The following is a 22,806-nucleotide window of genomic DNA, read 5'->3' as shown; positions in this document are numbered from 1 at the left end:
CTTAGTTGGATGCCTGGCGGCGCTGGTAGATGCGCGCCGCGCGCGCCTTCAGGGTGGCGGCGGCCGTGTGGTTGCCATTGCGTTCGGCCAGCAGGGACAGATGGCACAGCGCCTCGTAATGGTCCGGCTGCAGGTAGATGCAGCGGCGCCAGTAGTCGTCGGCCAGGTCCATCTTGCCGGCCAGTTCATTGATGATGCCCAGCATGAAATACGCTTCCGCCGCCTCGGGCACTTTCGCAAGGTGGGCGTGGCATTTTTCGCCGGCTTCGCGCAGCTGGCCGCGGTCGGCCAGCAGGCGCGCCTCTGCCAGCAAATCGGCTTGCGCTGCCGGCGCCGGCGCCGGCGATGGTACGGACACGGGGCGCGTGCGCGGCACCGCCGGCGCGGCGGAAGAGGGGGCCGCTGCTGCAGCGCGCCCTGGCGCGGGCGGCACGCTGCGCAGGGGACGCGCGGCAGGCAGCGGCGCCACTTGCACGGGACTGGCCGGCGCCGCCGTTTCCTTCTTCAGGGCGAAAGCCTGGCGGAACTGCAGCGGCGCAAAGCCGTTCTGGCAGAACGACGGCACTTCCGCATAACCGGCCAGCAGCATGCCGTCGTCGGCCAGCAGGGCGGACAGGTTGGCGATGGCGGCGCGCGTGGTCGGTTTGTCGAAATAAATCAGCAGGTTGCGGCAAAAGATGACGTCGTAGTGGCGGCTGTAGGTGACGGTATCGAACTGCAGCAGATTGCCTTGCCTGAAGGTCACCTGTTCGCGCAAGGAGTCGATGATGCGGTAGGCGTCATCGGCCACGTGCGTGAAATAGCGCTCGCGGAAGGCCACGTCCTGCGCGCGGAAGGCGTTGCGGCCATACACGCCGGCCTGCGCCCGCTCGATGCAGCCAGGGCTCAGGTCATACGCGTCGATGCTGAACGCCTGTTTCGGCACGCCGCCGTCGCGCAGCGCCATGGCCATCGAATACGGTTCCTCGCCGCCCGCGCACGGGATCGACAGGATGCGCGTGGCGCGCCCGCGCGCCCAGCGTTCCTGCACCAGTTCGACGGTGGCGTAGAACGCCTGCGGGTCGCGGAACAGCCACGATTCGGGCACCACCACCAGCTCGATCAATTGCGTCATTTCGGTCGGCGTGAGCGCCTGCAGATAGCTTTCGCTATCGGTAAAGCCCGTCTGCTCCATGCGCTGGTTGACGGCCCGTTCGGCCACGGATTTGGAGACGGACAGGCCGGTCGCGCGGCGCAGCAGGGCTTGTGCCGTCATGCCGCGCTCGCGTCCTGAAACAGCAGCGCGCGCACGTCGGGCGGTAGCAGGTGTTCCAGTTCCACCAGTTGCACGATGCCGTCGGCATCGCTGGCCACCTGGCCCAGGAAGGGCGCCGTCGCCACGCCGCTGTCCTCAAGCCCTTGCGGGTCGATATCGGCGATGCCGCGCACCTGCGAAGCGAGCAAGCCCAGCGCATGCGTGGCGCCGCCCGGCGCGCGGTAGTCGACGATGACGATGCGCGTGTCGAACTGCGCGGCAGCGGGCGGCAGCCCGGCCAGGCGCGACAGGTCGATCACGGGCACGGGCGTGCCATGCAAGTCCATCAGGCCGGCCACGTAGTCTGGCGTGAGCGGCAACTGTTTCAGCTCCAGCAGCGGCAGCACGCGCACGATGCCGGCCAGGGGCAGGCCATAGCGGTCGCGTCCGATGTGAAAGAGCAGCACTTTCATGGGATCAGATGGTGACGGCGAAGGTCGATACGCTCGACTGCAGGTCGCCCGCCGCATATTGCAGCTGGTGCACCGCCTCGCTGGTGGCTTTCAATGACTCCACCGTTTGCTGCGTGGCGTCGTTGAGCTGCATCATGGTATCGGAGATTTGCGAGGCACCGATCGCCTGCGACTGCATGCCTTGCAGCACGGCGTCGAACTGCGGCGTGAGTTTCTGCACCTGGTCCATCACGGACGACAGCTGCTCGGCCACCTGGCGTACTTCGCCCACGCTGCGGCGAATTTCTTCCGAGAATTTATCCATGCCCATCACGCTGGCGGACACGGCCGACTGCATTTCCTTGAGCATTTGCTCGATATCCCAGGTGGAAACGGAGGTCTGGTCCGCCAGGCGGCGGATTTCCGTCGCCACCACGGAAAAGCCGCGGCCCGCCTCGCCCGCTTTTTCCGCCTCGATGGCGGCGTTCAGCGACAGGATGTTGGTCTGGTCCGCCACTTTCGTGATGGTGATCAGTACGCTATTGATATTGCTGGCCTTTTCCGACAGGGCGGCCAGCTTGGCGTTGATGGAATCGGTGGCCGAAACCATGTGCTGCATGGTCGAATCCATGCGCTTGAGGTTATTCTGCGCTTCGGCCGTGGCATTCGTCGTGTAGTCGGCCACGGCGGTGGCGTCTTCCATGGTTTTGAGCAACTGGCTCGTGTTGGCCGAGATTTCCTTGGTGGTGCTGAGAATTTCCACGCTGGTTTGCGCTTGCTCAATGCCCGTGGCTTCCTGCTGGCGTGCCGAGGCGGCAATTTCCGTGGCCGAGGTCGTCACCTGGATGCCGGCCTTTTGTACATTGTTGAGCAGGCTGCGCAGGTTTTCGAACATCTTCGCCAGGCCGTTGCCCAGTTGCCCGATGGCATCGCTGCCCGTAATGCTGACCTTGCCCGTCAGGTCGCCCGAAGCCGCCTTCGACACCACTTCCAGCAAGGAATCGACCTTGGCCCGCAAGCTATTCGTCGCGGCCAGTTCGTTGGCCTGGTTGTCCTGGATGGTTTGCGCCATGCGGTTGAATTCTTCCGTCACCTTGCCCAGTTCGTCGCGCGAGATGATGGCGGCGCGCGCGCTTTGCTCGCCGCCGGCGATGCGCCCGACGGCGTCCGTCAGGTTGTTCAGCGGGCCGAGGATGGCACGTCCCAGCAGGTAGGAAATGCCCAGCGCCAGCACCACACACAGCAGGCCGCCCAGCGCCAGGGTCAGCAGCATGGTTTCCTGCAGCCTGGCGCTGGTGTTCGTGCGTTCGGCCAGCAAGCGGGTTTCCTCGGCTGCCACTTCGTCGAGCAGCTTGTTCGCTTGCGCGACGGCCGGGTAGCCGGACGGCGGCATGCCGCGCGCTACCGTTTCCGTGGCGCCCGGGGCGTTGCCCAGCGCGCGGCGTTTTTCGATCAGGGGATTGATCCACTCCTTGACCCAGGTGGTGGTCAGCTGGTCGATCTTGCGGAAGCGTTCCGACTGTTGCTTGTTGTCGACCGTCATGCTGATGGCTTTTTGCGTGTGCTGGCTGAGCACGGCCATTTCATCGGTTTCCGGCGTCAGCGAGGCTTCGTTGCCGGTCAGGATGAAACCGCGCACTTCCACCTGGATTTGCAGGATGGAATTGTGGATCTTGTCGATCTCGACCAGCACTTCCATCGTGTGGCGGTCCCATGCATTGGCCTCGGACAGCCGTGAAAAGCTGTTGTAGGCCACGCCCAGCAGGATCAGGATGATGGCCACGATGGAGCCGAAGCCCAGGTACAGTTTATTCTTGATACTCAGGTCTTTGAACATGGGGGCTCCGGAAGCGGGAAGTTTTCGACTAAGAGCGCCTAACAGAACCGTAGCGAGCGGCAGCGAGTTGCGGCTGAGAAGCGCAACTGTGCGCATGCACAGTGAGCATCGCAGGCCGCAAATCGCGCCGCGCAGTAGGTTATGTTAGGTGCTCTAAATTGCACTGTAGCATTTTGCCATGCGGACAGCAAAATGGGGTGCGTGCAGGGCCGTAAATCGCGGCCGAGTGCGTTTCAAACGTAAAAAAGCCGCCCGTGGGCGGCTTGAGCTGGCGCGGGAGCAGGTGCTCCCTAGCTAACTAATTACTTCTGGCCCCGTTTTTCGCGGGCGATGGCGGCGATGCGCATGCGCAAGGCGTTCAGTTTGATGAAGCCGCCGGCGTCGGCCTGGTTGTAGGCGCCGCCGTCTTCGTCGAAGGTGGCGATGTTCATGTCGAACAGCGAATCGGTCTTCGAATCGCGCGAGACGACGATGACATTGCCTTTGTACAACTTGATGCGTACCCAGCCGTTCACGGTTTCCTGCGTGTGGTCGATCAGGGTTTGCAGGGCAACGCGCTCGGGCGCCCACCAGTAGCCGTTGTAGATCATCGACGCGTAGCGCGGCATCAGGTCATCTTTCAGATGGGCCACTTCGCGGTCCAGGGTGATCGATTCGATGGCGCGGTGGGCCTTGAGCATGATGGTGCCGCCCGGGGTTTCATAGCAGCCGCGCGATTTCATGCCGACGTAGCGGTTTTCCACCAGGTCCAGGCGGCCCACGCCATGCTTGCCGCCAACCTTGTTCAGTTCGGCCAGCACGGTGGCGGGCGACATGCGCACGCCGTTGATGGCGACGATATCGCCTTTTTCGTATTCGATGTCCAGGTATTCCGCTTCGTCCGGCGCCTTTTCAGGGCTGACGGTCCAGCGCCACATGGTTTCTTCCGCTTCGGCGCTCGGGTTTTCCAGGTGGCGGCCTTCAAAGCTGATGTGCAGCAAGTTGGCGTCCATCGAGTACGGCGCGCCGCCGTTCTTGTGCTTCATGTCGATTTCGATGCCGGCGTCTTCCGCGTACTTCAGCAGTTTTTCGCGCGACAGCAGATCCCATTCGCGCCATGGGGCGATGATCTTCACGCCTGGCTTCAGGGCGTAGGCGCCCAGTTCGAAACGCACCTGGTCGTTGCCCTTGCCGGTGGCGCCGTGCGAGATGGCGTCGGCGCCCGTGGCGTTGGCGATTTCGATCAGGCGCTTGGCGATCAGCGGACGGGCGATCGAGGTGCCCAGCAGGTATTCGCCTTCGTAGACGGTGTTGGCGCGGAACATCGGGAAGACGAAATCGCGCACGAATTCTTCGCGCACGTCTTCGATATGGATGTTTTCCGGCTTGATGCCGAATTTGATCGCCTTGGCGCGTGCCGGTTCCAGTTCTTCGCCCTGGCCCAGGTCGGCCGTGAAGGTGACGATTTCGCACTGGTAGTTATCTTGCAGCCATTTCAGGATGACGGAGGTGTCGAGTCCGCCGGAATAGGCCAGGACTACTTTTTTAATGTCGCTCATATTGCTTCCAGTTGTCGTTGTCGATGTATGTGTTGCGATGCTGCCAGGTTTTTATGCAGTGCCAGGCGAATTATTGGATTTTACCGAGTAACAGGTATTCGATCAGCGCTTTTTGCACGTGCAAACGGTTTTCCGCCTCGTCCCACACCACCGATTGCGGGCCGTCGATCACTTCGGCGGCCACTTCCTCGCCGCGATGGGCGGGCAGGCAGTGCATGAACAGGGCGTCAGGCGCGGCGCGGGCCATCTTTGCGCCATCGACGATCCAGCCGTCGAAGGCGGCGATGCGGGCCGCGTTTTCCGCTTCGTAGCCCATGCTGGTCCACACGTCCGTGTTGACCAGGTGCGCGCCTGCGCAGGCGTCGGACGGGTTGGCGAAGAAGGTGTAGCGCTCGGTCTTGACTTGCGACAAATCAATGTCGTAGCCCTTCGGCGTCGATACATTGACGTGGAAACCGAACACTTCGGCCGCCTGCAGCCACGAGTACAGCATGTTGTTGGCGTCGCCGATCCAGGCGACGACCTTGCCGGCGATCGAGCCGCGGTGTTCGATATAGGTGAAGATGTCGGCAAAGACCTGGCACGGGTGGTGTTCATTGGTCAGGCCGTTGATCACCGGCACGCGCGAATTGGCGGCGAAACGCTCGATGATTTCCTGGCCGAAGGTGCGCACCATGATGATGTCGCACATGCGCGACATGACCTGGCCCGCGTCTTCCACCGGCTCACCGCGGCCCAGCTGGGAGTCGCGCGTGTTCAGGTAGATGGCGGCGCCGCCCAGCTGGTGCATGCCCGCTTCGAACGACAGGCGCGTGCGGGTGGAGTTCTTTTCAAAGACCATCACCAGGGTGCGGTCGATCAGTGGATGGTAGATTTCGTAATTCTTGAACTTGCGCTTGATCAGATGGGCGCGTTCGATCACATATTCGTACTCTTCCAACGTGAAATCGGAGAACTGGAGGTAGTGCTTGATCGGTTTTTTTGTCGACATAATGACCACTTGAAGATGCGCAGGCCGCCGGCGGCGTGCCTTTCCCGCCGGGTTGCATCAGCGTACAACATCTCGTCTGATGACTGCCTCGCCCGGCGCGCTGCTGTGTTGATCGGTGCCAGTGCGACGCCTGTCGCGCGGTACGATGCGGTTTGCCAAGTTGAAAATAATGCAATGGCAAGTACTTCAGCCGTTCAATTATAAGGGTTTTGCTTTTAGATTGGAAAGACCGTCCGGGCGCGTACTTGTATAGGCAAGCCTGCGCCCGGGCAAAGGGCGGTGGATTAATAGATGCTGGCGGGCGCGGCCCCGTCCAGCTGGGGCGCCACCAGGGGCAAGTCCAGGGTGAAACGCGTGCCGGCGGGGCTGCTGGCCACCTGGATGGTGCCGCCCAGCAGGGCCGTGACGATGTTGTAGCTGATCGACAAACCCAGGCCGCTGCCGCCCTGGCCCAGCTTGGTGGTAAAGAACGGGTCGAAGATGCGCGACAGATGCTGTTCCGCGATGCCGCCGCCATTGTCGGCAAAGACGATCCGCACGCGCGCGCCATCGAGCGCGGCGGACAGGCGCATGCAGCCCTTGCCGGCGGCGCCGTCGTTGGGCGCGGGAGCGAAGGCGTGCAGCAGGGCGTTGTTGATCAGATTGGTGATCACCTGGCCGAACGGACCGGGATAGCTGTCCATGGCGATGCCGAAGTCGATCTCCGTCTCGATGCGGTGGCCCGAACTGCGGATGCGGTTCATGACGGTGGCGATGATTTCATTGCTCACTTGTTGCAGATCAAACTGGCGCCGCTGCTCGGTGGTACGGTCGACGGCCACCTGCTTGAAGCTGTTGACCAGGTCGGCCGCGCTGTGCAGGCCGCGCATCACCAGCGCCGATGCCTTGCCCGCATCCTCGATGTAGGCGGCCAGGTCCGAGCGGCGCAGGCCGGGGCCGTTCATCAGGCGTTCCACGTCGTCCGTCTTTTGCTGCATGGTGCTGGCGATCAATAAACTGTTGCCGATCGGGGTATTGAGCTCATGCGCCACGCCGGCCATCAAGGAACCCAGGGCGGCCAGTTTTTCCTGCGACGCCAGTTGCGCCTGGGCGTCTTGCAGTTGCCGGTAGGCGCTGGCATTGTCGAGCGCGATGGCGCCATACGCGCACAGGGTGCGGAAGATCAGGCGTTCGCGTTCGCCGTAGGCATGGGCATGGCAAGCCTGCACCGTCATCACGCCCAGCACGCGCTCGCCCACGGTCAAGGGCACGTACAGCACGCTCTGGTTATGCAGGGTGCCGGGCACGGTGTAGGCGTGGCGCTTGGGCGGCACCTGGTCGATATACACTTCGCGCCGGCCCAGCAGGCAGCGCACGGAGTAGGCGCGTGGGTTGCTCAGTGGAATGGCGTTGTCGGACAGGGGCCGGCCCGCCTCCATGCCGTGCGCGCGGCGCAGCGCCGTGCCCGCCGCATCGAGCATGTAGACGGCGAAGGTGTTGACTGGCAGCAAGGCATGCACGTGGCGGTCCAGGACCTGGAACACGGCGCTGGCGTCCAGGTGGGTGGTGATTTCCTGGCCGATGGCCGACAGCCGCTCCAGCGTATCGCTGGTCTGTTGCAATACTTCGGCGCGGCGCGCTTCGGAAGCCGCCAGTTCGCGGTGGTGATAGCCTTCCGAGCGCGCATGTTCCGTCTGGTGGTAAACCTGCATGGCGGTGGCGCGGTTGCTCGCCTGCTGGGTGTGGCTTTTTTCGCGCGCCACGCCCGCATCGAGGGCGATATCGTAGGCGCGCGCATAGTCGCCCGCATGCGCGTACTCGCGCGCCAGCGCATCGAGCAGTTCGCCGGGCGGCACATAGCCGTCGATGGAGGCGGCCACCTGCAGCGCCTGGTGCAGGAAATGCAGGGCGGGATTGCGTTCCTGCATGCCTGCCGGCGGCGGCAAGTCGTGGCGCGCATGCAGCATCGACAGGACGCGCAGCGCGGCGACCTGGTGCATGGCGTCGCCCTGCGCGGTGGCCAGCTGGCAAGCCCGTTCGGCCGCCTGCAGCGCCTCGTCCGGGCGGTCCAGATAAGACAGCGCATGGGCGCTGCCGCGCTGGGCCATGCTGCGGAAATCGGCCTGGCCCAGCGCTTCGGCGCGCTGCGCCAGCCGGCTGAAGGCGTCGAGCGCCGTGTCGTAGTCGCCCTTGTCCAGGCTCAGTTCGCCCAGGTGGAACAGGGCGTTGGCATAGGTGCGCGCGCCCGCCACGGGGGCCAGGATGTGCAGCGCTTCGCGCAGCAAGTCCTCGGCGGCGGCCAGGCGCCCCAGCTTGCGCATGGTTTCGGCCGTGTGCGTCTGGCAGGCGCCGATGCTGCGCGGCCAGCCGGTGGGGCGCGCCAGGTCCAGCGCGCACTGCATCCATTCGAGGGCCGATTCGTTGTCGTTAAGGCTGGAGAAACAGTCGCCGATATTGATGGCGGCCGTGATCGCGCCGCGCAGCTGGCCGCTTTCCAGGGCCGCCTCATAGCTTTGCATGTAGTAGCCGGCGGCCGTGCCCAGGTCGCGCGAGGTGTGCGCCAGCAAGCCGCGGAAATCGTGCACCCAGGCGGCCAGCGGCGCGGCCAGCTTGCCGCTGGCGCCGTCGGCCTGAAAGTGGCTGCCCCAGCGGGCCTGGGCGGCCGGCGCGTCGCGCAGGACGGCCCAGCGCGCCGTGGCCGCGTCGGCCAGGCTGGCGCGCATCGCGTCGCCGGCGCCGCGCGCTTGCTGCGCCGCGGCCTGCAGTTCGGCATCGCAGCGGGCATGGTCGCCACGGTCGACGGCGATCGAGGACAGCAGCCAGTGGGCGTCGGCGCAGCCGGCGCCATCGCCGTGCGCGTCGCAGGTGGCGCGCGCCGCCAGGGCGAGGCTTTCCGCGGAGTCGAGCGCGCCTTGCAGCCAGGCCAGCTCCGCCTGCACCAGTTGCAGGCGCGCGCGCGCCTGTTCCAGTGCGGCTGCTTCCAGGCCGGCCAGCGGCAGCAGCAGATGCGCCTCTTCGCTCAGTTGAATTGCCCTATTGCAATCCCGCTGGCGCAAATGCCAGGACAGCAACAGCAGCAGCGGTACGCGCCCGGCGCCGCGCAACGGCAGCAATGCGCTTTCCCACTGCGCTACGTCATGTTCGAGCGCGAACATTTCCATTCAAGCATTCTCCCCGCAAACAGTGGTGCCGGCCTGCGACCATACAGGCCATGCGTCCTCGCATTGTAAGCTGCATTCAGGGGAATTGTTCAGCGTGCAGGACAGAATCGTGCGTCCCGCACGGGCGCCACGGCAGAGCATTTACCCTGCCGTGCCACCGCCGGCTGGTGGCGCCTAGCGTGAAACCAGGCGGATGCTGGCGCTGCCGCTCACGGTGCTGGCGCTGCGCATATCGGCTGGCATGCGCAAGCCGGGCAGGAACTGGGCGTCGTCGATCACCACGCGCTCGCCCGCATTGCTGAAGACGAAGGTCGAACCCTGTTTGGTGACGAATTGGCCGGGGCCCGTGGGGTAGATTTCCACGCTGGGCTTTGCCTGCCATTCGCGGTCATCGATCAGGCGGCCAAAAAAATGGGTGTCCTGCTGGTGCACTTCCAGGCGTTGTCCATTCGACAGGCGGTATTGCTGTTCGATTTCGAAGGCTTGCTGTGCCGTGACGTGATAATAGGTGCCGGAGGTGACGCGCACGCTGTCCGTGGCTGGCGGTGCGGCGGCGGTTTGCGCCTGGGCCGTGCCGCCGGCAAGGGCGAAGAGAGCGGCGAGGAGGGGGAGTAAGCGTTTGGTATGCATGACATTCACCTTCGATCAGGATGACAGGATTGGTTAGAGTTAGATCGTGTGGTCGCTGGCAGGTTTCCGGCAGGGACTGGTGTCAAGTTAGCAAACGCGCCCGTCCAGCACCAGCGGCAGGCGACGGATGGCCGGTTTTACGCGCTGAAATGCTTAAAACGGCGGATGAACGGTTTTGGGATTAAAATCGAAAAGCGAGCTCGGCCGCAAAATTAAATTTTGCCTGCCGAGGTTTTATTGCTGCTTTGTTTGTGCTGCGGCGTATGGTCAATACAGCGTCTGCGCCGATTCGTGCAGCAGCTGGCCATACAGGGTATGGCGCATCTTGGCGATCTTGCCTTCAGACAAGGCTTGCAGGATGGCGCACTGTGGCTCGATCAGGTGGCGGCAGTTATAGAACTTGCAGCCGCCCAGGTAGGGCTGGAATTCGCGGAAGGCGCGTTCCAGCATGCCTTCGGACAGGTGGTACAGGCCGAATTCCTGGAAGCCGGGCGAATCGATGATGGAACTGTTCGCGCCCAGTTCGTCGAGCTTGTACAGCCGCGTAAAGGTCGTCGTGTGCTTGCCCGTGTCGAGCGCGGCCGAGATTTCGCGCACGGCGATGTCCGCGTCCGGCACTAGCAGGTTGATCAGCGACGACTTGCCCATGCCCGACTGGCCGATCAGGATCGACGACTGGCCCGCCAGCAGCGGTGCCAGGGTGGCCACGGCGTGCTCCGGTTCGGCGCGCGCCGACACTTCATCGACGGGATAGCCCATCGAGGAATACGGCAGCAGGCGTTCGCGGGCGCGTTCCAGCGAAGCGGTCACGTCCGTTTTATTCAGGATGATGCGCGCCTCGATGCCGGCCGCGTCGGCCGCCACCAGCGAGCGCGAGATCAGGTCGTCGGCAAAGCCCGGTTCCGTCGCCACGACGATGAACAGCTGCGTCAAATTGGCCGCCAGCAGCTTCGATTTGTACTGGTCCGAGCGGTAAAGCAGGGTCTTGCGTTCCTCGATGCGGTCGATGACGGCCTGGTCGTTGGAGGTGCGCGTCAGGTGCACGATGTCGCCCACGGCCACATTGGTTTTCTTGCCGCGGGTCACGCATTGCAGCTTGGCGCCGTCCACGTCGGCCAGGTAATGGCGGCCGTGGGCGGCGATGATGATGCCCGTCAACTTTCCTTCGCTCATGGGGCCACCTGGCTGCTCTGGTAGATGAGGTCAGCCTTGGCGGCGCAGATGAAGTCGTTTTCGGACAGGCCGCCGGCGCCCTGGTTGACCGAGTGCGTGTCGTAGCGCACGGCGCAGGTTTTGTAAGTAATGATGAGCTCCGGATGGTGGTCTTGCGTATGGGTCATATAGGCCAGGGCGTTCACGAACGCCAGGGTCTGGTAGTAATTCTTGAAGCCGAAGTCGCGGCACAGCTTGCCATTTTGCAGCGTCCACTGGGGCAGCAGGGCGTGCAGGGTGGCAATATCCGTGTCGCCCAGCGCCTGCTGGCGCGGCGTGCAGGACAGTTGGGCCAGGTCTTGCGAGGTCGATGGCGTATTCATGTCGTAGCCCCTTTCAGGTGGCGGATGCGCACGCTGGCCGGTGGGTGGCTATCGTAAAAGGCCGAGTGCAGCGGGTCGGGCGTCAGGGTCGACGCATTGTCTTCATACATTTTGACGAGCGCCGAGACCAGGTCGTCCGCCTGCGTGTGCGTGGCGGCAAAGGCGTCGGCTTCGAATTCGTGCTTGCGCGAGCTGAGCGAGGTCAACGGTCCCAGCAGGAAGGTGAAGACGGGCAAGGCCAGCATGAACAGCAGCAGGGCCAGCGCGTCCGTCGGCTGGCCAGTGAGCGCCAGAGCGACAGGGTCGACGCCCAGGCCCGCGTAAAACCAAGGCTGCGTCTTCAGGAAGCCCAGCAGCGCCAGAAAGCCCAGCGAGATGACGAACATCATGGCGATGCGCTTGACGATGTGCTTGAGCTTGAAATGCCCCAGTTCATGCGCCAGCACGGCTTCGATTTCCTGCGGCGCCAGGCGCGACAGCAGGGTGTCGAAGAAGACGATGCGCTTGTTGGCGCCAAAACCCGAGAAATACGCATTGCCGTGAGCGCTGCGCTTCGAACCGTCCATGACGAACAGGCCTTTCGAGGCGAAACCGACGCGCTGCATCAAGCCTTCGATGCGGCTTTTCAAGGATTCGTCTGCCAGCGGCGTGAATTTGTTGAACAGGGGCGCGATGACGGTGGGAAACAGCACCATCATCAGCAACTGGAAGCCGCTCCAGACGAACCACGCGTACAGCCACCACAGGCCGCCCGACTTGGCCATCAGGGTCAGCACGACCCAGATCAGCGGCAAGCCGATGGCCGCGCCCAGGCCCACGCCCTTGAGCATGTCCGTGAAGAACAGCTTGCGCGCCATGGTGTTGAAGCCGAAACGTTGTTCCAGCACAAATTGGCGGTAGTAATCGAAGGGCAGGTCGATCAGGCCGGAAATGACGGCAAAGGCGGCGATCAGGCCGATCTGGTACAGCATGGGCGAACCCGCACCCATCCATTCATTCAGGTGCAGCGCCAGCCATTGCAAGCCGCCCAGCAGGGTAAAACCGATCAGCACGGCATAGTTGACCAGCAGGGTCAGCAGGCCGAACTTGGTCTTCGCCACCGTATAGTTGGCCGCCTTCTGGTGCGCGGCCAGCGGGATTTTTTCCGCGAATTCGGGCGGGACTGCCGCGCGGTGGGCCAGCACGTGGCGAATCTGCCGCGAAGCGAGCCAGAAGCGCACGGCCAGGGTCAAAACGAGGACGGATACAAACAAAATCGAAAACGCGAGTGAATACATTCTGTGCCTGTGAGAAAATGGCTGATTATTTAGTTTGATTAGGCCAAGAGAGAATTATGTCACAAGCGACCGACTTAACTGCATCCACCCCCGCACCCGCCGTGCCCGCACGGCCAAACGAGATGAACCTGGTCTGGGTCGACATGGAAATGACGGGCCTGGAGCCCGATACCGACCGCATCATCGAGGTGGCGGTGGTGGTGACGGACATGCACTTGAACCTGCTGGCCGAAGGCCCCGTGTTCGTGATTCACCAGTCGGATGAAACCCTGAACAAGATGGATGCCTGGAACAAGGGCACGCACGGCCGTTCGGGCCTGATCGACAAGGTGAAAGCGTCGACCGTGACGGAAGCGCAGGCGGAAGCGGAACTGATCGCGTTCCTGAAGAAATACGTGCCTGCAGGCAAGTCGCCCATGTGCGGCAACACCATCGGCCAGGACCGCCGCTTCATGGTGCGCGGCATGCCGAAGCTGGAAGCGTTCTTCCACTATCGCAATGTTGATGTATCGACATTAAAAGAGCTGTGCAAGCGCTGGAAGCCGGAAATCGCCACCGGTTTCAAGAAGCACCAGAAGCACACGGCCCTGGCCGATATCCTCGAGTCGATCGAAGAATTGAAGTACTACCGCGAAAATTTCATCAAGCTATAATTTTTCGGATGTTCCAAAGGCGAGGGCGGACCACGCGCCTTCCTCGCCTTGCCACTCCAGCGCAAACGTCCCCGTTTGCCGCAAGCCCGTGATCCAGCGCACTTCGCCCGGCTGGCGGAAATATTCCACGCACTGGCCGAACGGCTGTTCCAGCCGGCACAGCACCAATCCCTCGCCCGCCACGGCACACCATTGCTCATTGATATCGATCAATGCCATGGCCGGGTCGCCATAGAATTCGCCCAGGCTGGCGTGACGCCCATCGGCGCGCGTCACCTTGGCATGTTCGTATTCGTGCTGGATACTGAATTGGGCGCTGCGCGCCATTTCCCTGCTCGTCATGCTGTCTCCACGGTAGGCCAGACGGTTTCCTGGTCGGCGCGCGCTTCGGCGATCAGCCATTCGCAGAACGCGTGCACAAGGGGCCGCGTTTCCGCCTGGGGCGAACGCAGCAGATAATAGCAGTGGGGGCCGCGCACGGCGTGCTCGAACACGCGCACCAGGCGGCCCGAGCGCAGGTCGTCGCCGATCAGGGGACTGGCGGCAATGGCCACGCCCTGGCCGCTGGCGGCCGCGTCCAGGCATAGATAGGTATGTGAAAAGCGCGCGCCGCTGTTGCCGCTATTGCCGCTGTAATGCACGCCGCAGCTGTGCAGCCAGCGCGTCCAGTCGATTTCGCCGGGCAGGTGCACTTCCGGTTCGTCGTGCAGCAGCGGATAGCGCAGCAGGTCGGCAGGCTGGCGCAGGCTGGCCGCATTGGCGCGGAAACCGGGGCTGCAGACGGCGGAAAACCATTCTTCCATCAATAAATCCACTTTCAGGCCCGGATAGCGGCCAGGACCCAGGCGGATGGCCACGTCCACGCCATCGCGCGCCAGGTCGACCGGGTGCATCGAGGCCAGCACGCGCAGTTCGATCTGCGGATAACGGTCGCGCAGGCGGCCCAGGCGCGGCATCAGCCAGCGCGAGACGAGCGAGCTGGTGGCCGTCACCGTCACCACCTTGTCGTCGCCCTGGCGCCGCGCCTGCTCGGAAACGTCGGCCAGCTGGTTGAGGATGGGCCCCAGCGAGGCTGCATAGCGCTGGCCGGCGCTGGTGAGCACCACGCCGCGCGGCAGGCGCTGGAACAGCACGATACCGAGCCACGCTTCCAGCTGTTTTACGTGATGGCCGATGGCGCCGGCAGAGACGTGCAATTCTTCGCCCGCGCGCTGGAAGCCTTCATGGCGGGCGGCGGCCTCGAAGGCGTGCAGGGCGGCGAGCGGTGGCAAGGGACGTGACATGGCAGTCTTCCAGGGAATTGAGCCTCAGTAAAATTTGGCCTATCCGTGAAGAATATTGGTTTGTTTCATTTTGCGCAAGCGAATATGATGCCGCTTATGCGTGAAACGACCCGCAATAGGATTCACGCATGCACATCTCCCGGCCTGGCTGGGCATTTATATTTACAACGTTACAACGCCTGGGAAAACCGTCGCGAGCGGCAGTGATTGTGGCTGAGAAGCGCAACCGTACTTGTACGGGGCCGCCGAGGCGGTGAGCATCGCAGGCCGCAAAGCGCGACGCGCAGAAGGTTTGCCCTGGCGTACTCAAAGAGGTTTAGTCATGTCTGATCGCCGCGCCGTTGCGCTGGTGTTGCTGTCGGCCGCCGGTTTCGGCAGTTCCGCAGTGTTTGCCAAGGCGGCCTATGCGTCCGGGGTCAACCCGTCGACCATGCTGGCCTTGCGTTTCGTCATCGCCGCCATGCTGTTGCTGCCGCTTGTGTGGCTCGGCGGCTGGCGCTTGCCGCGCGGCCGCCTGCTGGCCGGCTACATGCTGATGGGCTTGATGTACACGGCCCAGTCGCAAGGCTATTTCAATGCCCTCATGTATGCCAGCAGCGGCCTGTGCGGCATGTTGCTGTACGTGTATCCCGTGCTCGTCACCATCCTCGCGCTGGCCCTGGGCTGGGAAAAGCTGGACCGGCGCATGCTGGTGCTGATGGCGCTGGCCATTGCCGGCATGGCCATCACCCTGGGCGGCAAGCTGCAGGGCCAGCCCATCGGCATCGCCCTGGCCTTGATGGCGGCCGGCGTGTACGCCGTGTACATCCTGTTTGGCAACAGCCTGTCGAAAAGCCGCGAGAATATTCACCCATTGGCCGCTTGCGTGGTGATTCTGGGCACGGCGGGCCTGTCGAACAGCGCGATTGCCTTGTGGCAAGGCGTGTCCTTGCCGGGCACGGCGACGGGCTGGCTGGCCGTCAGCGCCATCGCCCTGTTCTCGACGGCCATCGCGATTGCCGCCTTCTTTGCCGGCGTGGCGCAGATCGGCGCGGCCAAGGCGTCGATCATTTCCACCTTTGAACCCGTCATCACGATGGCGTTCGGCGTGACCTTGCTGAAGGAATCCGTCAGCGGCACGCAATTGCTGGGCGGCGCCATGGTGCTGGCCGCCGTGGTCTTGCTGGCGCAGCGGCCCGCGCCCAAGGCGGCGGCCATGCCGGCCGTGCAGGCCAGCGCCTGATCCTGTTTTTCCCGAACTGATCGGTTGTCTCGATCGGTCTCCTTTGCGCCGCGACGGGTTTCCTGCCGCGGCGCTTTTTTTGTGCGCGCACAAATAAGACTTGATTGCGAATGATTCTCATTTATAATCGATGTCAAGATTCCCCCACCACCAGCCAGCCCATGCCAGCCAGTGTTCGCCTTGAAAGGAGACACCGTGTTGAGCACGTTCCCTATTTGCAATACCGAGCTGGTCGCCAGCGAATTTGCCCGCCTGCGCCGCGAAAAGAAGGCTCGCCACCGCGACATCGCCGAGGAACTGGGCATAGCCGAAGGCGAGCTGATCGCCGCGCATGCGGGCCTGTCGCTGGCCGATGGCGCCTTGCTGGGCGCCGAGCGCCTGCAGGCCGACTGGCCCGCCATCATCGCCGCGCTGGAACCGCTGGGCGAAGTCATGGCGCTGACGCGCAACGCTTCGTGCGTGCATGAAAAGACGGGCGTCTACCGCAAGGCCAGCCACAACAACCATGTGGGCCTGGTGCTGGGCGGCGACATCGACCTGCGCGTGTTTTACCGCCAGTGGGCGCATGGTTTTGCCGTACGCGAGATGGGCGAGCACGAGGTGCAGCGCAGCCTGCAGTTTTTCGATGCGGCCGGCCACGCCGTGCACAAGATTTTCCTCAAGCCGCAAAGCGACCTGGCCGCCTACGACGCGCTGGTGACGCGTTTTGCCGACGCGGACCAGACGGCCGGCATCGCCGTGACGGCGCCGTCGCCGCCGCCGGCCGAACTGCCCGACGCGCAGATCGACGTGGCCGGCTTTCGTGCCGCCTGGGCCGACTTGCGCGATACGCATGAATTTTTCACCGTACTGAAAAAATATGCGGTCTCGCGCCTGCAGGGGCTGCGCCTGGCCGAAGCGCGCTTCGTGCAGCAGATTGACAAATCCTGCGTGCTCGACCTGCTCAACGATGCCGCCCTCGAAAAAGTGTCCATCATGGCCTTCGTCGGCAATGCCGGCATGATCCAGATCCATTCGGGGCCCGTGCACAAGATCGCCGTGATGGGGCCATGGATCAATGTCCTCGACCAGCGCTTCAACCTGCATTTGCGCGAAGACCATATCGCCAGCGCCTGGGTGGTGAAAAAGCCCACCGTCGACGGCCTGGTGACGTCCGTGGAACTGTTCGATGCGAAGGGCGACACCATCGTCATGTTCTTCGGCGAACGCAAGCCGGGCATGCATGAATTGTGCGAATGGCGCCATATCGTCGATAGGGTAGCGCAGGAGGGCGAACTATGCGCCGCATGATCGCCGCCAGCGTGGCGCGCCGCATCGCGCTGAAAAAAATGGGGGCCGGAGCATTGGCCTTGGCCGCTCCCATGCAGGTGCTGGCGGCAGTGACCGACGCGGGCAAGCCGCTTGCCAAGGCGCGGCGCATCGTCAGCGTGGGCGGCGCCCTGACGGAAATCGTCTACGCGCTCGAGGCACAGGGCGAACTGGTGGGCGTCGATACGACCTCGCTGTATCCGGCCGTGGCGCAGCAGTTGCCGCAGGTCGGCTATGCGCGCACCTTGTCGGCCGAAGGCGTGCTGTCGCTGGCGCCCACGCAGCTGATCGCCACCGAGGAAGCGGGGCCGCAAGCGGTGCTGCGCCAGGTGCGCGACGCCGGCGTGCCGGTGGCGGTGCTCAGCGCGAACAACCAATTCGAAGGCTTGCTCGAACGGGTAAAACAGGTGGGCCAGATCACGGGCCGCGCCGACCCCGCCGCGCGCCTGGCGCAAAGCCTGCAGCAGCAGTGGAGCGGCGCCCTGGCCAAGGTGCAGCAGCGCCAGCATGCGCCCGTGCGCGTGCTGTTCATCCTCGCGCATGCGCCGAACCAGGTGATGGTGGGCGGGCGCGAGACGGGCGCCGACGCCATGCTGGCGTATGCGGGCGCCGTCAACGTGATGGGCGGGCAGGGCGGATTCGCCGGCTACAAGCCGCTCACGCCGGAAGCCGTGATCGCCGCGCGGCCCGACATCGTGCTCGTCACGGATCAGGGCTTGAAAGCTTCGGGCGGCGTGGACGGCATCCTGAAACTGCCAGGCCTGGCGCAGACGCCGGCCGGGCGCAAGCACCGCATCGTCTCGCAGGAAGCCATGCTGCTGCTGGGCTTTGGCCCGCGCATGCCGCAGGCGCTGGCGGAACTCGACGCCGCTTTTGCCAAAGCCATGGCCGCATGAACGTGGCTTCCCTGGTCTCCGCCGCGCCCTGGCGCTGGCCACGCTGGGGCGCTGGCGGGCTGCTGGCCGCGGCGCTGGCCGCTGGCTTGCTCGTCGCCGTGCAGGCGGGCGCCGTTCCTGTCGCCTTGGCCGACTGGCTGGCGCCGTTTCAGTCTGGCGACGCGGCGCTGTCCGGAGGCGCCTACGTGCTGTGGCATATCCGTTTGCCGCGCGCGCTGTTTGCCATCCTGATCGGCGCCGCGCTGGCGCTGGCCGGCGGCTTGACGCAAGGGCTGTTCCGCAATCCGCTGGCCGACCCGGGCCTGCTGGGCGTGAGCAGCGGCGCCGCCTGCGCGGGCGCGGCCACTATCGTTTTTGCGGCCAGCCGGCACGTGGCGCCCGAGCTGCGCGTGTGGCTGCTGCCCGCCGCCGCCTTTGCCGGCGCCATGCTCATCTGCGTGCTGCTCGACAGGGTGGCGCGCTGGGCCACGCCGGGTTCCATCGTCGGCCTGCTGCTGACGGGCGTGGCGCTGAACGCCATCGCGGTGGCCGTCATGGGGCTGTGCATCTACCTGGCCAGCGACGATCAATTACGCACCCTGACTTTCTGGACCCTCGGTTCGCTGTCGGCCGGCAGCTGGCGCCAGGTGGCCGCCTTGCTGCTGGTGCTGGCGGGCGCGCTGTGGGCCACGCGTTTCCTGATGCGTTCCCTGAACGCGCTGGCGCTGGGCGAGGCGCAGGCGCTGCACGTGGGCGTCGACGTGAGCCGCTTGCGCACGCAGGTCATCGTGCTGGTGGCCGTGCTGACGGGGTTTGCCGTCGCCTGGTGCGGCGGCATCGGCTTCATCGGTCTGATCGCGCCGCACCTGGTGCGCACCTGGCTGGGCGCCGACCAGCGCAAGGTGCTGCCGCTGGCGATGCTGATGGGAGGCTTGCTGCTGCTGTTGGCCGACACCCTGGCGCGCACGGTCGCCATTCCCGCGGAAGTCCCCGTCGGCATTTTTACGGCCTTGCTGGGCGGGCCATTTTTTCTGATGCTGTTGCGGCGCTTCCGCCACGGCACCGCCTGAAAGGATGCGCATGACGCCTTTATTGGAACTCGCCTTCGCCACCACGCAACTGGGCCAGCAGTATTTCGGCCCGTTCAATCTGCAGGTGGCACCCGGCGAGCGCGTCGCCATCCTCGGCCCCAGCGGCGCGGGCAAGTCGACCCTGTTGAAACTGATGGCGCGCGAACTGCAGCCGCAGGCGGGCCAGGTGGTCTTCGCCGGCCGGCCGCTGGCGCAGTGGCCGCTGGCCGAACTGGCCCTGCGCCGCGCCGTCCTGCCGCAAGGCTCGAACGTGGCCTTCGGCTTGCCGTGCGAACTGGTGATCGGCCTGGGGCGGGTGGCGCGCCTGGCCGACCCGCAGCTGGGACGGATCGTGCAGGACGCGGCCGCCCTGGCGCACGCCGCGCATCTGCTGGGGCGGCGCCTGGACACCCTGTCCGGCGGCGAGCAGGCCAGGGTGCAGCTGGCGCGCATCTTCGCGCAGATGTGGGATGTCGAAGATGGCTTGATACTCGTCGACGAACCGCTGGCGGCGCTCGATCCCGGCCTGCAGTTCGATTTGCTCGACAGCCTGCAGCAGTTCTGCGCCGCGCGCGGCCACGCCCTCGTCGCCATCCTGCACGATATCAACCACGCCTTGCTGGGCTTCGAGCGCTTGCTGCTGGTGCGTTCGGGCCAGCTGGTGGGCGATATCGCCAGCGATGCCGGCGCCGTACCCGCCCTGGCCGCGCTGTACGGCATCGCCCTGACGACGGCGACCAACGGCGACGGCGACGTGTGCGTCATCCCCGCCAGAAGCGCGGTACGCAGGGCCGCCTGAATCCACTTACCATACGTCCGCCGCGCGCGGCCGCGCCATCTGGCCGCTGCCCAGCAGCCACACCATCAGGGCGTCGGCCTGTTCGCGCGTGGCCGCCACTTCCTGCAGGATACCGAAGGCTTTCATGGCGCCGGCCGCCATCGCCTGCATCTGCACGCGTTTCTGCGCGTCCGCCTCGACCGACACGAGGCCGCGGCAAATGGCGGCCAGCGCCACCTTGTTGTGCTTGAGCCACAGGCCGCGCCGCTTGCGGTCGACGTGCGTTTCATCGCTGCGCTCCGCTTCGAACAGCAGGACGAACGGCTCGCCATGGCGCAGCAGGGCGTCCATGTCGTTTTCCCACAGCGGGGCATAGCCGTCGACGGCCGTTTCAGGGCGAAAGCGCACGATGGGAAAGTCGCTGACATCGTGGATGGAAAAATGTGCGGGATTCGGTTTCATGGCGTGCTTCCTTGCGAGGTGGTTGAAAATGCCTGCCAGCCGCCGCCCAGCGCCTTGTAGACCTGGATCAGCGACAGCGAGGCGGTGGCGCGGCTGTCGACCAGCGCCGCTTCGTTGTTCAGTAAGGTGTTTTGCACATGCAGCACGTTGAGCAAGTCCGTGCCGCCCTGGCGGTACCGCAGTTCCGCGCTGCCCAGCGCGCGCCGTCCCTGCCTGACGGCTTCATCGAGGCTGGCCTGGCGCCGGGCGTTGGCCTGGTAGCCCGAGAGCGCATCTTCCACCTCGTGCCAGGCGGCCAGCACCGTCTGGCGGTAGGCGATGGCCGCTTCCTGCTGCTGCGCCTCGCGCAATTGCAGATTGCCGCGCAGGCGGCCGCCATCGAACAGGGGCACGCTGAAGCCGGGACCGAAGGCAAAGCGTTTGGCGTCCCAGCCGATGTCGGACAGCTGCATCGCTTGCAGGCCGATGCTGCCCGAGAGGGTGATGTGCGGATAAAAATCGCCTTGCGCCACGCCGATGGCGGCCGTGGCCGCGTGCAGCTGCGCTTCGGCGCGGCGGATGTCGGGTCGGCGCTCGGCCAGTTCGCCGGGCACGCCCAGCTGCACCTGCATGGCCACGGCGGGAATATGCTTGCCCGCCGCCAGTTCGGCGTGCAGGGCTTGCGGCGGCAGCGCCAGCAAGAGGGCGAGGGCATTGCCCAGGCGCGCTTCGCGCTGCTGCAGCGGCGGCAGGCGCGCTTCGATGGTGGCCACGTGGGCCGCCGCCTCGGCTTCGTCGAGCTGCGTCGCCGCGCCTTCGCGCAGGCGGATGCGGGTCAGGTCCAGGGTATGGCGGGCGATATCGAGCAGCTGCTGCGTGATGGCCAGCGTCTGCTGCGCGCCGCGCAGCTCGATGTAGTTGCGCGCCGTCTCGGCCAGCACGGCCAGCAGCACGCCGCGCTGCGTTTCCACGGCCACGTCGACGCGCGCGTCGGCAGCTTCCACTTCGCGCCGCACGCGGCCCCACAGGTCCAGCTCCCAGGCGGCGTCAAGGTTGCTTTGCCACAGGTTGTAGGCGGATTGGCCGTTGTTGCGCGACGGGTCGCTCAAACCCTGCTCGCTGTTGCGCGCGCGGCTGTAGCTGCCATTCGCGCCCAGGGACGGGCCTTGGGCGGCGCCGATGACACCACGCGCGGCACGGCTTTGTTCCAGCCGGCTGCCGGCCGCCAGCACGTCGAGGTTGGCGCCGGCGGCGCGCTGCAGCAGGGAAGACAGGGTGGTATCGCCGAAGCTGTCCCACCAGCGCTGCTCGATGGCGGCGTCCTGCTGAGCGGCGAAACGGGCATCCTGCGCCTGGCGCCATTGCTGTCCCAGATCATGGTGCGGGCGCTGGAAGTCGCTGCCGACGCTGGCGCAGCCGGCCAGGCCCAGGGCTGTGATGCAGATCAAGGTTTTCATCGCGCGCTCACCTGTTTGATGTCTTGACGGCGCATGGCCGTATCGATGCGCACTTCGGCCGACATGCCCACGCGCAGGCGGCTGCCGTCATCCTGGCCCGGATCGAGCGCGATCCTGACGGGGATACGCTGCACCACCTTGGTGAAGTTGCCGGTGGCGTTTTCCGGCGCGATGGCGGCAAACGTCACGCCCGTGGCGGGCGCGATGCTGTGCACCGTGCCGCGCAGGAGCATGCCCGGATAGGCGTCGACGGCGATGCTGGCGCGCTGGCCCTGGCGCACGTGGGTCAGCTGGGTTTCCTGCAGGTTGGCGACGACGAAGCTGCGGTTCAGGGGCACCACGGCCATCAGGCTGGCGCCGGGCGCCACCAGGGCGCCGACGCGCACGGCGCGGCGTCCCACGATGCCGTCGATGGGGGCGCGCAGCTGCGTATGCGACAGATCAAGTTCGGCCCGCTGCAGGCTGGCGCGGGCGCGCAGCAGGGCCGCTTCGGCCGCGCCTTGCTGCGCCTGCAAAATGTCCGTCTGCTTGCGGGTGGCGACCAGGGCGGCGCGGTTTTGCGCCAGGCGCGCCCGGCTCACGTCGAAGCGCGATTGCGCCTGCTGCGCGTTTTGCACGCTGCCCGCGCCCTGGCCTGCCAGGTGCGTTGAGCGGGCCAGTTCCTGCTGCGCCAGTTTGTCTTCCGCCTGGTTGGCGTCGACCAGGGTCGTGGCTTGCTCGATTACCGATTGCTGGCGCTGCAAGGTGGCGCGGGCATTCGCCAGCTGCGCTTCGGCGCCGGCTACCTCGGCGCGGGCCGAGGCGGCGGCGGCCTGGTAGTCGCGGTCGTCGATGCGCGCCAGCAGCTGACCCGCCTTGACAGTCTGGTTGTCTTCCACCAGCACTTCCCGCACGATGCCGCCCACCTTGGGCGAGAGCACGGTGTAGTCGGCGCTGACGAAGGCGTCGTCGGTGCCTTGTTCTTCGCTGGGGGAAAACAGCAGTTGCCAGGCGCAAAAGGCGAGGGCGCAGGCCAGCAGGGCCAGTCCGAGAAGAAATGCGCGTGAGCGCAGTATGGTTGTTTGCATGGGGATGCTCTTTCTTGA

21 protein-coding genes are annotated in these 22,806 nt (G+C 65.1%); 6 read left to right on the top strand and 15 right to left on the bottom strand.

All coding sequences use genetic code 11. From position 1 onward, the window contains the following. Window position 1 precedes the first annotated feature (1 nt). The 10 genes from AC1RJW_RS21740 to AC1RJW_RS21695 all read right to left on the bottom strand — a co-directional run bounded on the left by AC1RJW_RS21740 (window position 2) and on the right by AC1RJW_RS21695 (window position 12,634). Complete coding sequence (locus tag AC1RJW_RS21740) at window positions 2-1,255, bottom strand: CheR family methyltransferase (RefSeq protein WP_493046797.1); 1,254 nt, start codon at window positions 1,253-1,255, stop codon at window positions 2-4. Continuing rightward, entirely contained in the window at window positions 1,252-1,707 is a 456-nt protein-coding gene (locus tag AC1RJW_RS21735) for a chemotaxis protein CheW (RefSeq protein WP_493046796.1), read from the bottom strand. The genes AC1RJW_RS21740 and AC1RJW_RS21735 overlap by 4 nt, the downstream gene beginning before the upstream one ends. A 4-nt stretch (window positions 1,708-1,711) precedes the next feature. Beyond that, window positions 1,712-3,523, bottom strand: a complete 1,812-nt coding sequence (locus AC1RJW_RS21730) for a methyl-accepting chemotaxis protein (RefSeq protein ID WP_493046795.1) — start codon at window positions 3,521-3,523, stop codon at window positions 1,712-1,714. Between the two features lie 302 nt (window positions 3,524-3,825). Beyond that, the gene (locus AC1RJW_RS21725; protein ID WP_034759383.1) at window positions 3,826-5,061 is read right to left on the bottom strand and encodes an argininosuccinate synthase; all 1,236 of its coding nucleotides are present in this window, start codon (window positions 5,059-5,061) and stop codon (window positions 3,826-3,828) included. Window positions 5,062-5,131: 70 nt separating this feature from the next. Next, complete coding sequence (gene argF, locus AC1RJW_RS21720) at window positions 5,132-6,052, bottom strand: ornithine carbamoyltransferase (RefSeq protein ID WP_092804135.1); 921 nt, start codon at window positions 6,050-6,052, stop codon at window positions 5,132-5,134. Window positions 6,053-6,336: 284 nt separating this feature from the next. Continuing rightward, a complete protein-coding gene (locus AC1RJW_RS21715) occupies window positions 6,337-9,192 on the bottom strand; it encodes an ATP-binding protein (protein ID WP_493046794.1) in 2,856 nt (951 codons plus the stop codon). A 174-nt stretch (window positions 9,193-9,366) separates the two neighbouring features. Continuing rightward, window positions 9,367-9,822 (bottom strand): hypothetical protein, encoded by a 456-nt coding sequence (locus tag AC1RJW_RS21710; protein WP_493046793.1) that lies wholly within the window; start codon window positions 9,820-9,822, stop codon window positions 9,367-9,369. 267 nt (window positions 9,823-10,089) lie between these two features. Then, window positions 10,090-10,995 carry a ribosome small subunit-dependent GTPase A gene (gene rsgA / locus AC1RJW_RS21705; RefSeq protein WP_099665016.1) on the bottom strand — a complete coding sequence of 302 codons (906 nt, stop codon included), beginning with the start codon at window positions 10,993-10,995 and terminating at the stop codon, window positions 10,090-10,092. Next, entirely contained in the window at window positions 10,992-11,357 is a 366-nt protein-coding gene (locus AC1RJW_RS21700; protein ID WP_493046792.1) for a 4a-hydroxytetrahydrobiopterin dehydratase, read from the bottom strand. Before AC1RJW_RS21700 ends, rsgA begins: the two co-directional genes overlap by 4 nt. Continuing rightward, window positions 11,354-12,634, bottom strand: a complete 1,281-nt coding sequence (locus AC1RJW_RS21695; protein WP_493046791.1) for a M48 family metallopeptidase — start codon at window positions 12,632-12,634, stop codon at window positions 11,354-11,356. Before AC1RJW_RS21695 ends, AC1RJW_RS21700 begins: the two co-directional genes overlap by 4 nt. 56 nt (window positions 12,635-12,690) lie before the next feature. Here AC1RJW_RS21695 and orn point away from each other — a divergent pair, with 56 nt between their 5' ends. Next, window positions 12,691-13,287, top strand: coding sequence for an oligoribonuclease (orn, locus tag AC1RJW_RS21690; protein WP_493046790.1), 597 nt, complete (start codon window positions 12,691-12,693; stop codon window positions 13,285-13,287). On the opposite strand, the gene AC1RJW_RS21685 is transcribed toward orn, so the two are convergent. Further along, on the bottom strand, window positions 13,282-13,629 hold the full coding sequence (locus AC1RJW_RS21685; RefSeq protein WP_493046789.1) for a hypothetical protein: 348 nt from the start codon (window positions 13,627-13,629) through the stop codon (window positions 13,282-13,284). The genes orn and AC1RJW_RS21685 overlap by 6 nt on opposite strands. After that, window positions 13,626-14,570: a transcriptional regulator GcvA gene (gcvA, locus tag AC1RJW_RS21680; protein ID WP_070220093.1), complete on the bottom strand. Its 945-nt coding sequence runs from the start codon at window positions 14,568-14,570 to the stop codon at window positions 13,626-13,628. The genes AC1RJW_RS21685 and gcvA overlap by 4 nt, the downstream gene beginning before the upstream one ends. 322 nt (window positions 14,571-14,892) lie before the next feature. On the opposite strand from gcvA, the gene AC1RJW_RS21675 reads away from it, so the two are divergent. From AC1RJW_RS21675 to AC1RJW_RS21655, 5 genes are all read left to right on the top strand, one after another. Beyond that, window positions 14,893-15,792 (top strand): DMT family transporter, encoded by a 900-nt coding sequence (locus tag AC1RJW_RS21675; protein WP_230505821.1) that lies wholly within the window; start codon window positions 14,893-14,895, stop codon window positions 15,790-15,792. A 198-nt stretch (window positions 15,793-15,990) separates the two neighbouring features. Continuing rightward, the gene (locus AC1RJW_RS21670) at window positions 15,991-17,082 is read left to right on the top strand and encodes a hemin-degrading factor (RefSeq protein WP_493046823.1); all 1,092 of its coding nucleotides are present in this window, start codon (window positions 15,991-15,993) and stop codon (window positions 17,080-17,082) included. Beyond that, window positions 17,070-17,996, top strand: coding sequence for a heme/hemin ABC transporter substrate-binding protein (locus AC1RJW_RS21665; RefSeq protein ID WP_493046788.1), 927 nt, complete (start codon window positions 17,070-17,072; stop codon window positions 17,994-17,996). Before AC1RJW_RS21670 ends, AC1RJW_RS21665 begins: the two co-directional genes overlap by 13 nt. Beyond that, window positions 17,993-19,045: a FecCD family ABC transporter permease gene (locus AC1RJW_RS21660; RefSeq protein WP_493046787.1), complete on the top strand. Its 1,053-nt coding sequence runs from the start codon at window positions 17,993-17,995 to the stop codon at window positions 19,043-19,045. Before AC1RJW_RS21665 ends, AC1RJW_RS21660 begins: the two co-directional genes overlap by 4 nt. 10 nt (window positions 19,046-19,055) lie before the next feature. Beyond that, window positions 19,056-19,844 (top strand): ATP-binding cassette domain-containing protein, encoded by a 789-nt coding sequence (locus tag AC1RJW_RS21655; protein WP_493046785.1) that lies wholly within the window; start codon window positions 19,056-19,058, stop codon window positions 19,842-19,844. 6 nt (window positions 19,845-19,850) lie between these two features. Here AC1RJW_RS21655 and AC1RJW_RS21650 read toward each other — a convergent pair whose 3' ends face one another. Genes AC1RJW_RS21650 through AC1RJW_RS21640 form a run of 3 tightly spaced genes read right to left on the bottom strand, consistent with a single transcriptional unit; the run spans window position 19,851 to window position 22,788 of the window. After that, complete coding sequence (locus AC1RJW_RS21650) at window positions 19,851-20,285, bottom strand: hypothetical protein (protein ID WP_493046784.1); 435 nt, start codon at window positions 20,283-20,285, stop codon at window positions 19,851-19,853. Then, a complete protein-coding gene (locus AC1RJW_RS21645) occupies window positions 20,282-21,721 on the bottom strand; it encodes an efflux transporter outer membrane subunit (RefSeq protein WP_493046783.1) in 1,440 nt (479 codons plus the stop codon). Before AC1RJW_RS21645 ends, AC1RJW_RS21650 begins: the two co-directional genes overlap by 4 nt. Then, window positions 21,718-22,788 (bottom strand): HlyD family secretion protein, encoded by a 1,071-nt coding sequence (locus AC1RJW_RS21640; RefSeq protein WP_493046782.1) that lies wholly within the window; start codon window positions 22,786-22,788, stop codon window positions 21,718-21,720. The genes AC1RJW_RS21645 and AC1RJW_RS21640 overlap by 4 nt, the downstream gene beginning before the upstream one ends. Window positions 22,789-22,806 lie beyond the last annotated feature (18 nt).

The sequence above is a fragment of the Janthinobacterium sp. GW822-FHT07A03 genome (genome assembly GCF_058798815.1).
This window is presented reverse-complemented; position numbering and strand designations above follow the sequence as displayed.

Bases quoted from the DNA above. Each gene is read 5' to 3' on its own strand.
- AC1RJW_RS21740 (WP_493046797.1), bottom strand. From the start codon at position 1,255: ATGACGGCACAAGCCCTGCTGCGCCGCGCGACCGGCCTGTCCGTCTCC.
- AC1RJW_RS21735 (WP_493046796.1), bottom strand. From the start codon at position 1,707: ATGAAAGTGCTGCTCTTTCACATCGGACGCGACCGCTATGGCCTGCCC.
- AC1RJW_RS21730 (WP_493046795.1), bottom strand. From the start codon at position 3,523: ATGTTCAAAGACCTGAGTATCAAGAATAAACTGTACCTGGGCTTCGGC.
- AC1RJW_RS21725 (WP_034759383.1), bottom strand. From the start codon at position 5,061: ATGAGCGACATTAAAAAAGTAGTCCTGGCCTATTCCGGCGGACTCGAC.
- argF (WP_092804135.1), bottom strand. From the start codon at position 6,052: ATGTCGACAAAAAAACCGATCAAGCACTACCTCCAGTTCTCCGATTTC.
- AC1RJW_RS21715 (WP_493046794.1), bottom strand. From the start codon at position 9,192: ATGGAAATGTTCGCGCTCGAACATGACGTAGCGCAGTGGGAAAGCGCA.
- AC1RJW_RS21710 (WP_493046793.1), bottom strand. From the start codon at position 9,822: ATGCATACCAAACGCTTACTCCCCCTCCTCGCCGCTCTCTTCGCCCTT.
- rsgA (WP_099665016.1), bottom strand. From the start codon at position 10,995: ATGAGCGAAGGAAAGTTGACGGGCATCATCATCGCCGCCCACGGCCGC.
- AC1RJW_RS21700 (WP_493046792.1), bottom strand. From the start codon at position 11,357: ATGAATACGCCATCGACCTCGCAAGACCTGGCCCAACTGTCCTGCACG.
- AC1RJW_RS21695 (WP_493046791.1), bottom strand. From the start codon at position 12,634: ATGTATTCACTCGCGTTTTCGATTTTGTTTGTATCCGTCCTCGTTTTG.
- orn (WP_493046790.1), top strand. From the start codon at position 12,691: ATGTCACAAGCGACCGACTTAACTGCATCCACCCCCGCACCCGCCGTG.
- AC1RJW_RS21685 (WP_493046789.1), bottom strand. From the start codon at position 13,629: ATGACGAGCAGGGAAATGGCGCGCAGCGCCCAATTCAGTATCCAGCAC.
- gcvA (WP_070220093.1), bottom strand. From the start codon at position 14,570: ATGTCACGTCCCTTGCCACCGCTCGCCGCCCTGCACGCCTTCGAGGCC.
- AC1RJW_RS21675 (WP_230505821.1), top strand. From the start codon at position 14,893: ATGTCTGATCGCCGCGCCGTTGCGCTGGTGTTGCTGTCGGCCGCCGGT.
- AC1RJW_RS21665 (WP_493046788.1), top strand. From the start codon at position 17,070: ATGCGCCGCATGATCGCCGCCAGCGTGGCGCGCCGCATCGCGCTGAAA.
- AC1RJW_RS21660 (WP_493046787.1), top strand. From the start codon at position 17,993: ATGAACGTGGCTTCCCTGGTCTCCGCCGCGCCCTGGCGCTGGCCACGC.
- AC1RJW_RS21655 (WP_493046785.1), top strand. From the start codon at position 19,056: ATGACGCCTTTATTGGAACTCGCCTTCGCCACCACGCAACTGGGCCAG.
- AC1RJW_RS21650 (WP_493046784.1), bottom strand. From the start codon at position 20,285: ATGAAACCGAATCCCGCACATTTTTCCATCCACGATGTCAGCGACTTT.
- AC1RJW_RS21645 (WP_493046783.1), bottom strand. From the start codon at position 21,721: ATGAAAACCTTGATCTGCATCACAGCCCTGGGCCTGGCCGGCTGCGCC.
- AC1RJW_RS21640 (WP_493046782.1), bottom strand. From the start codon at position 22,788: ATGCAAACAACCATACTGCGCTCACGCGCATTTCTTCTCGGACTGGCC.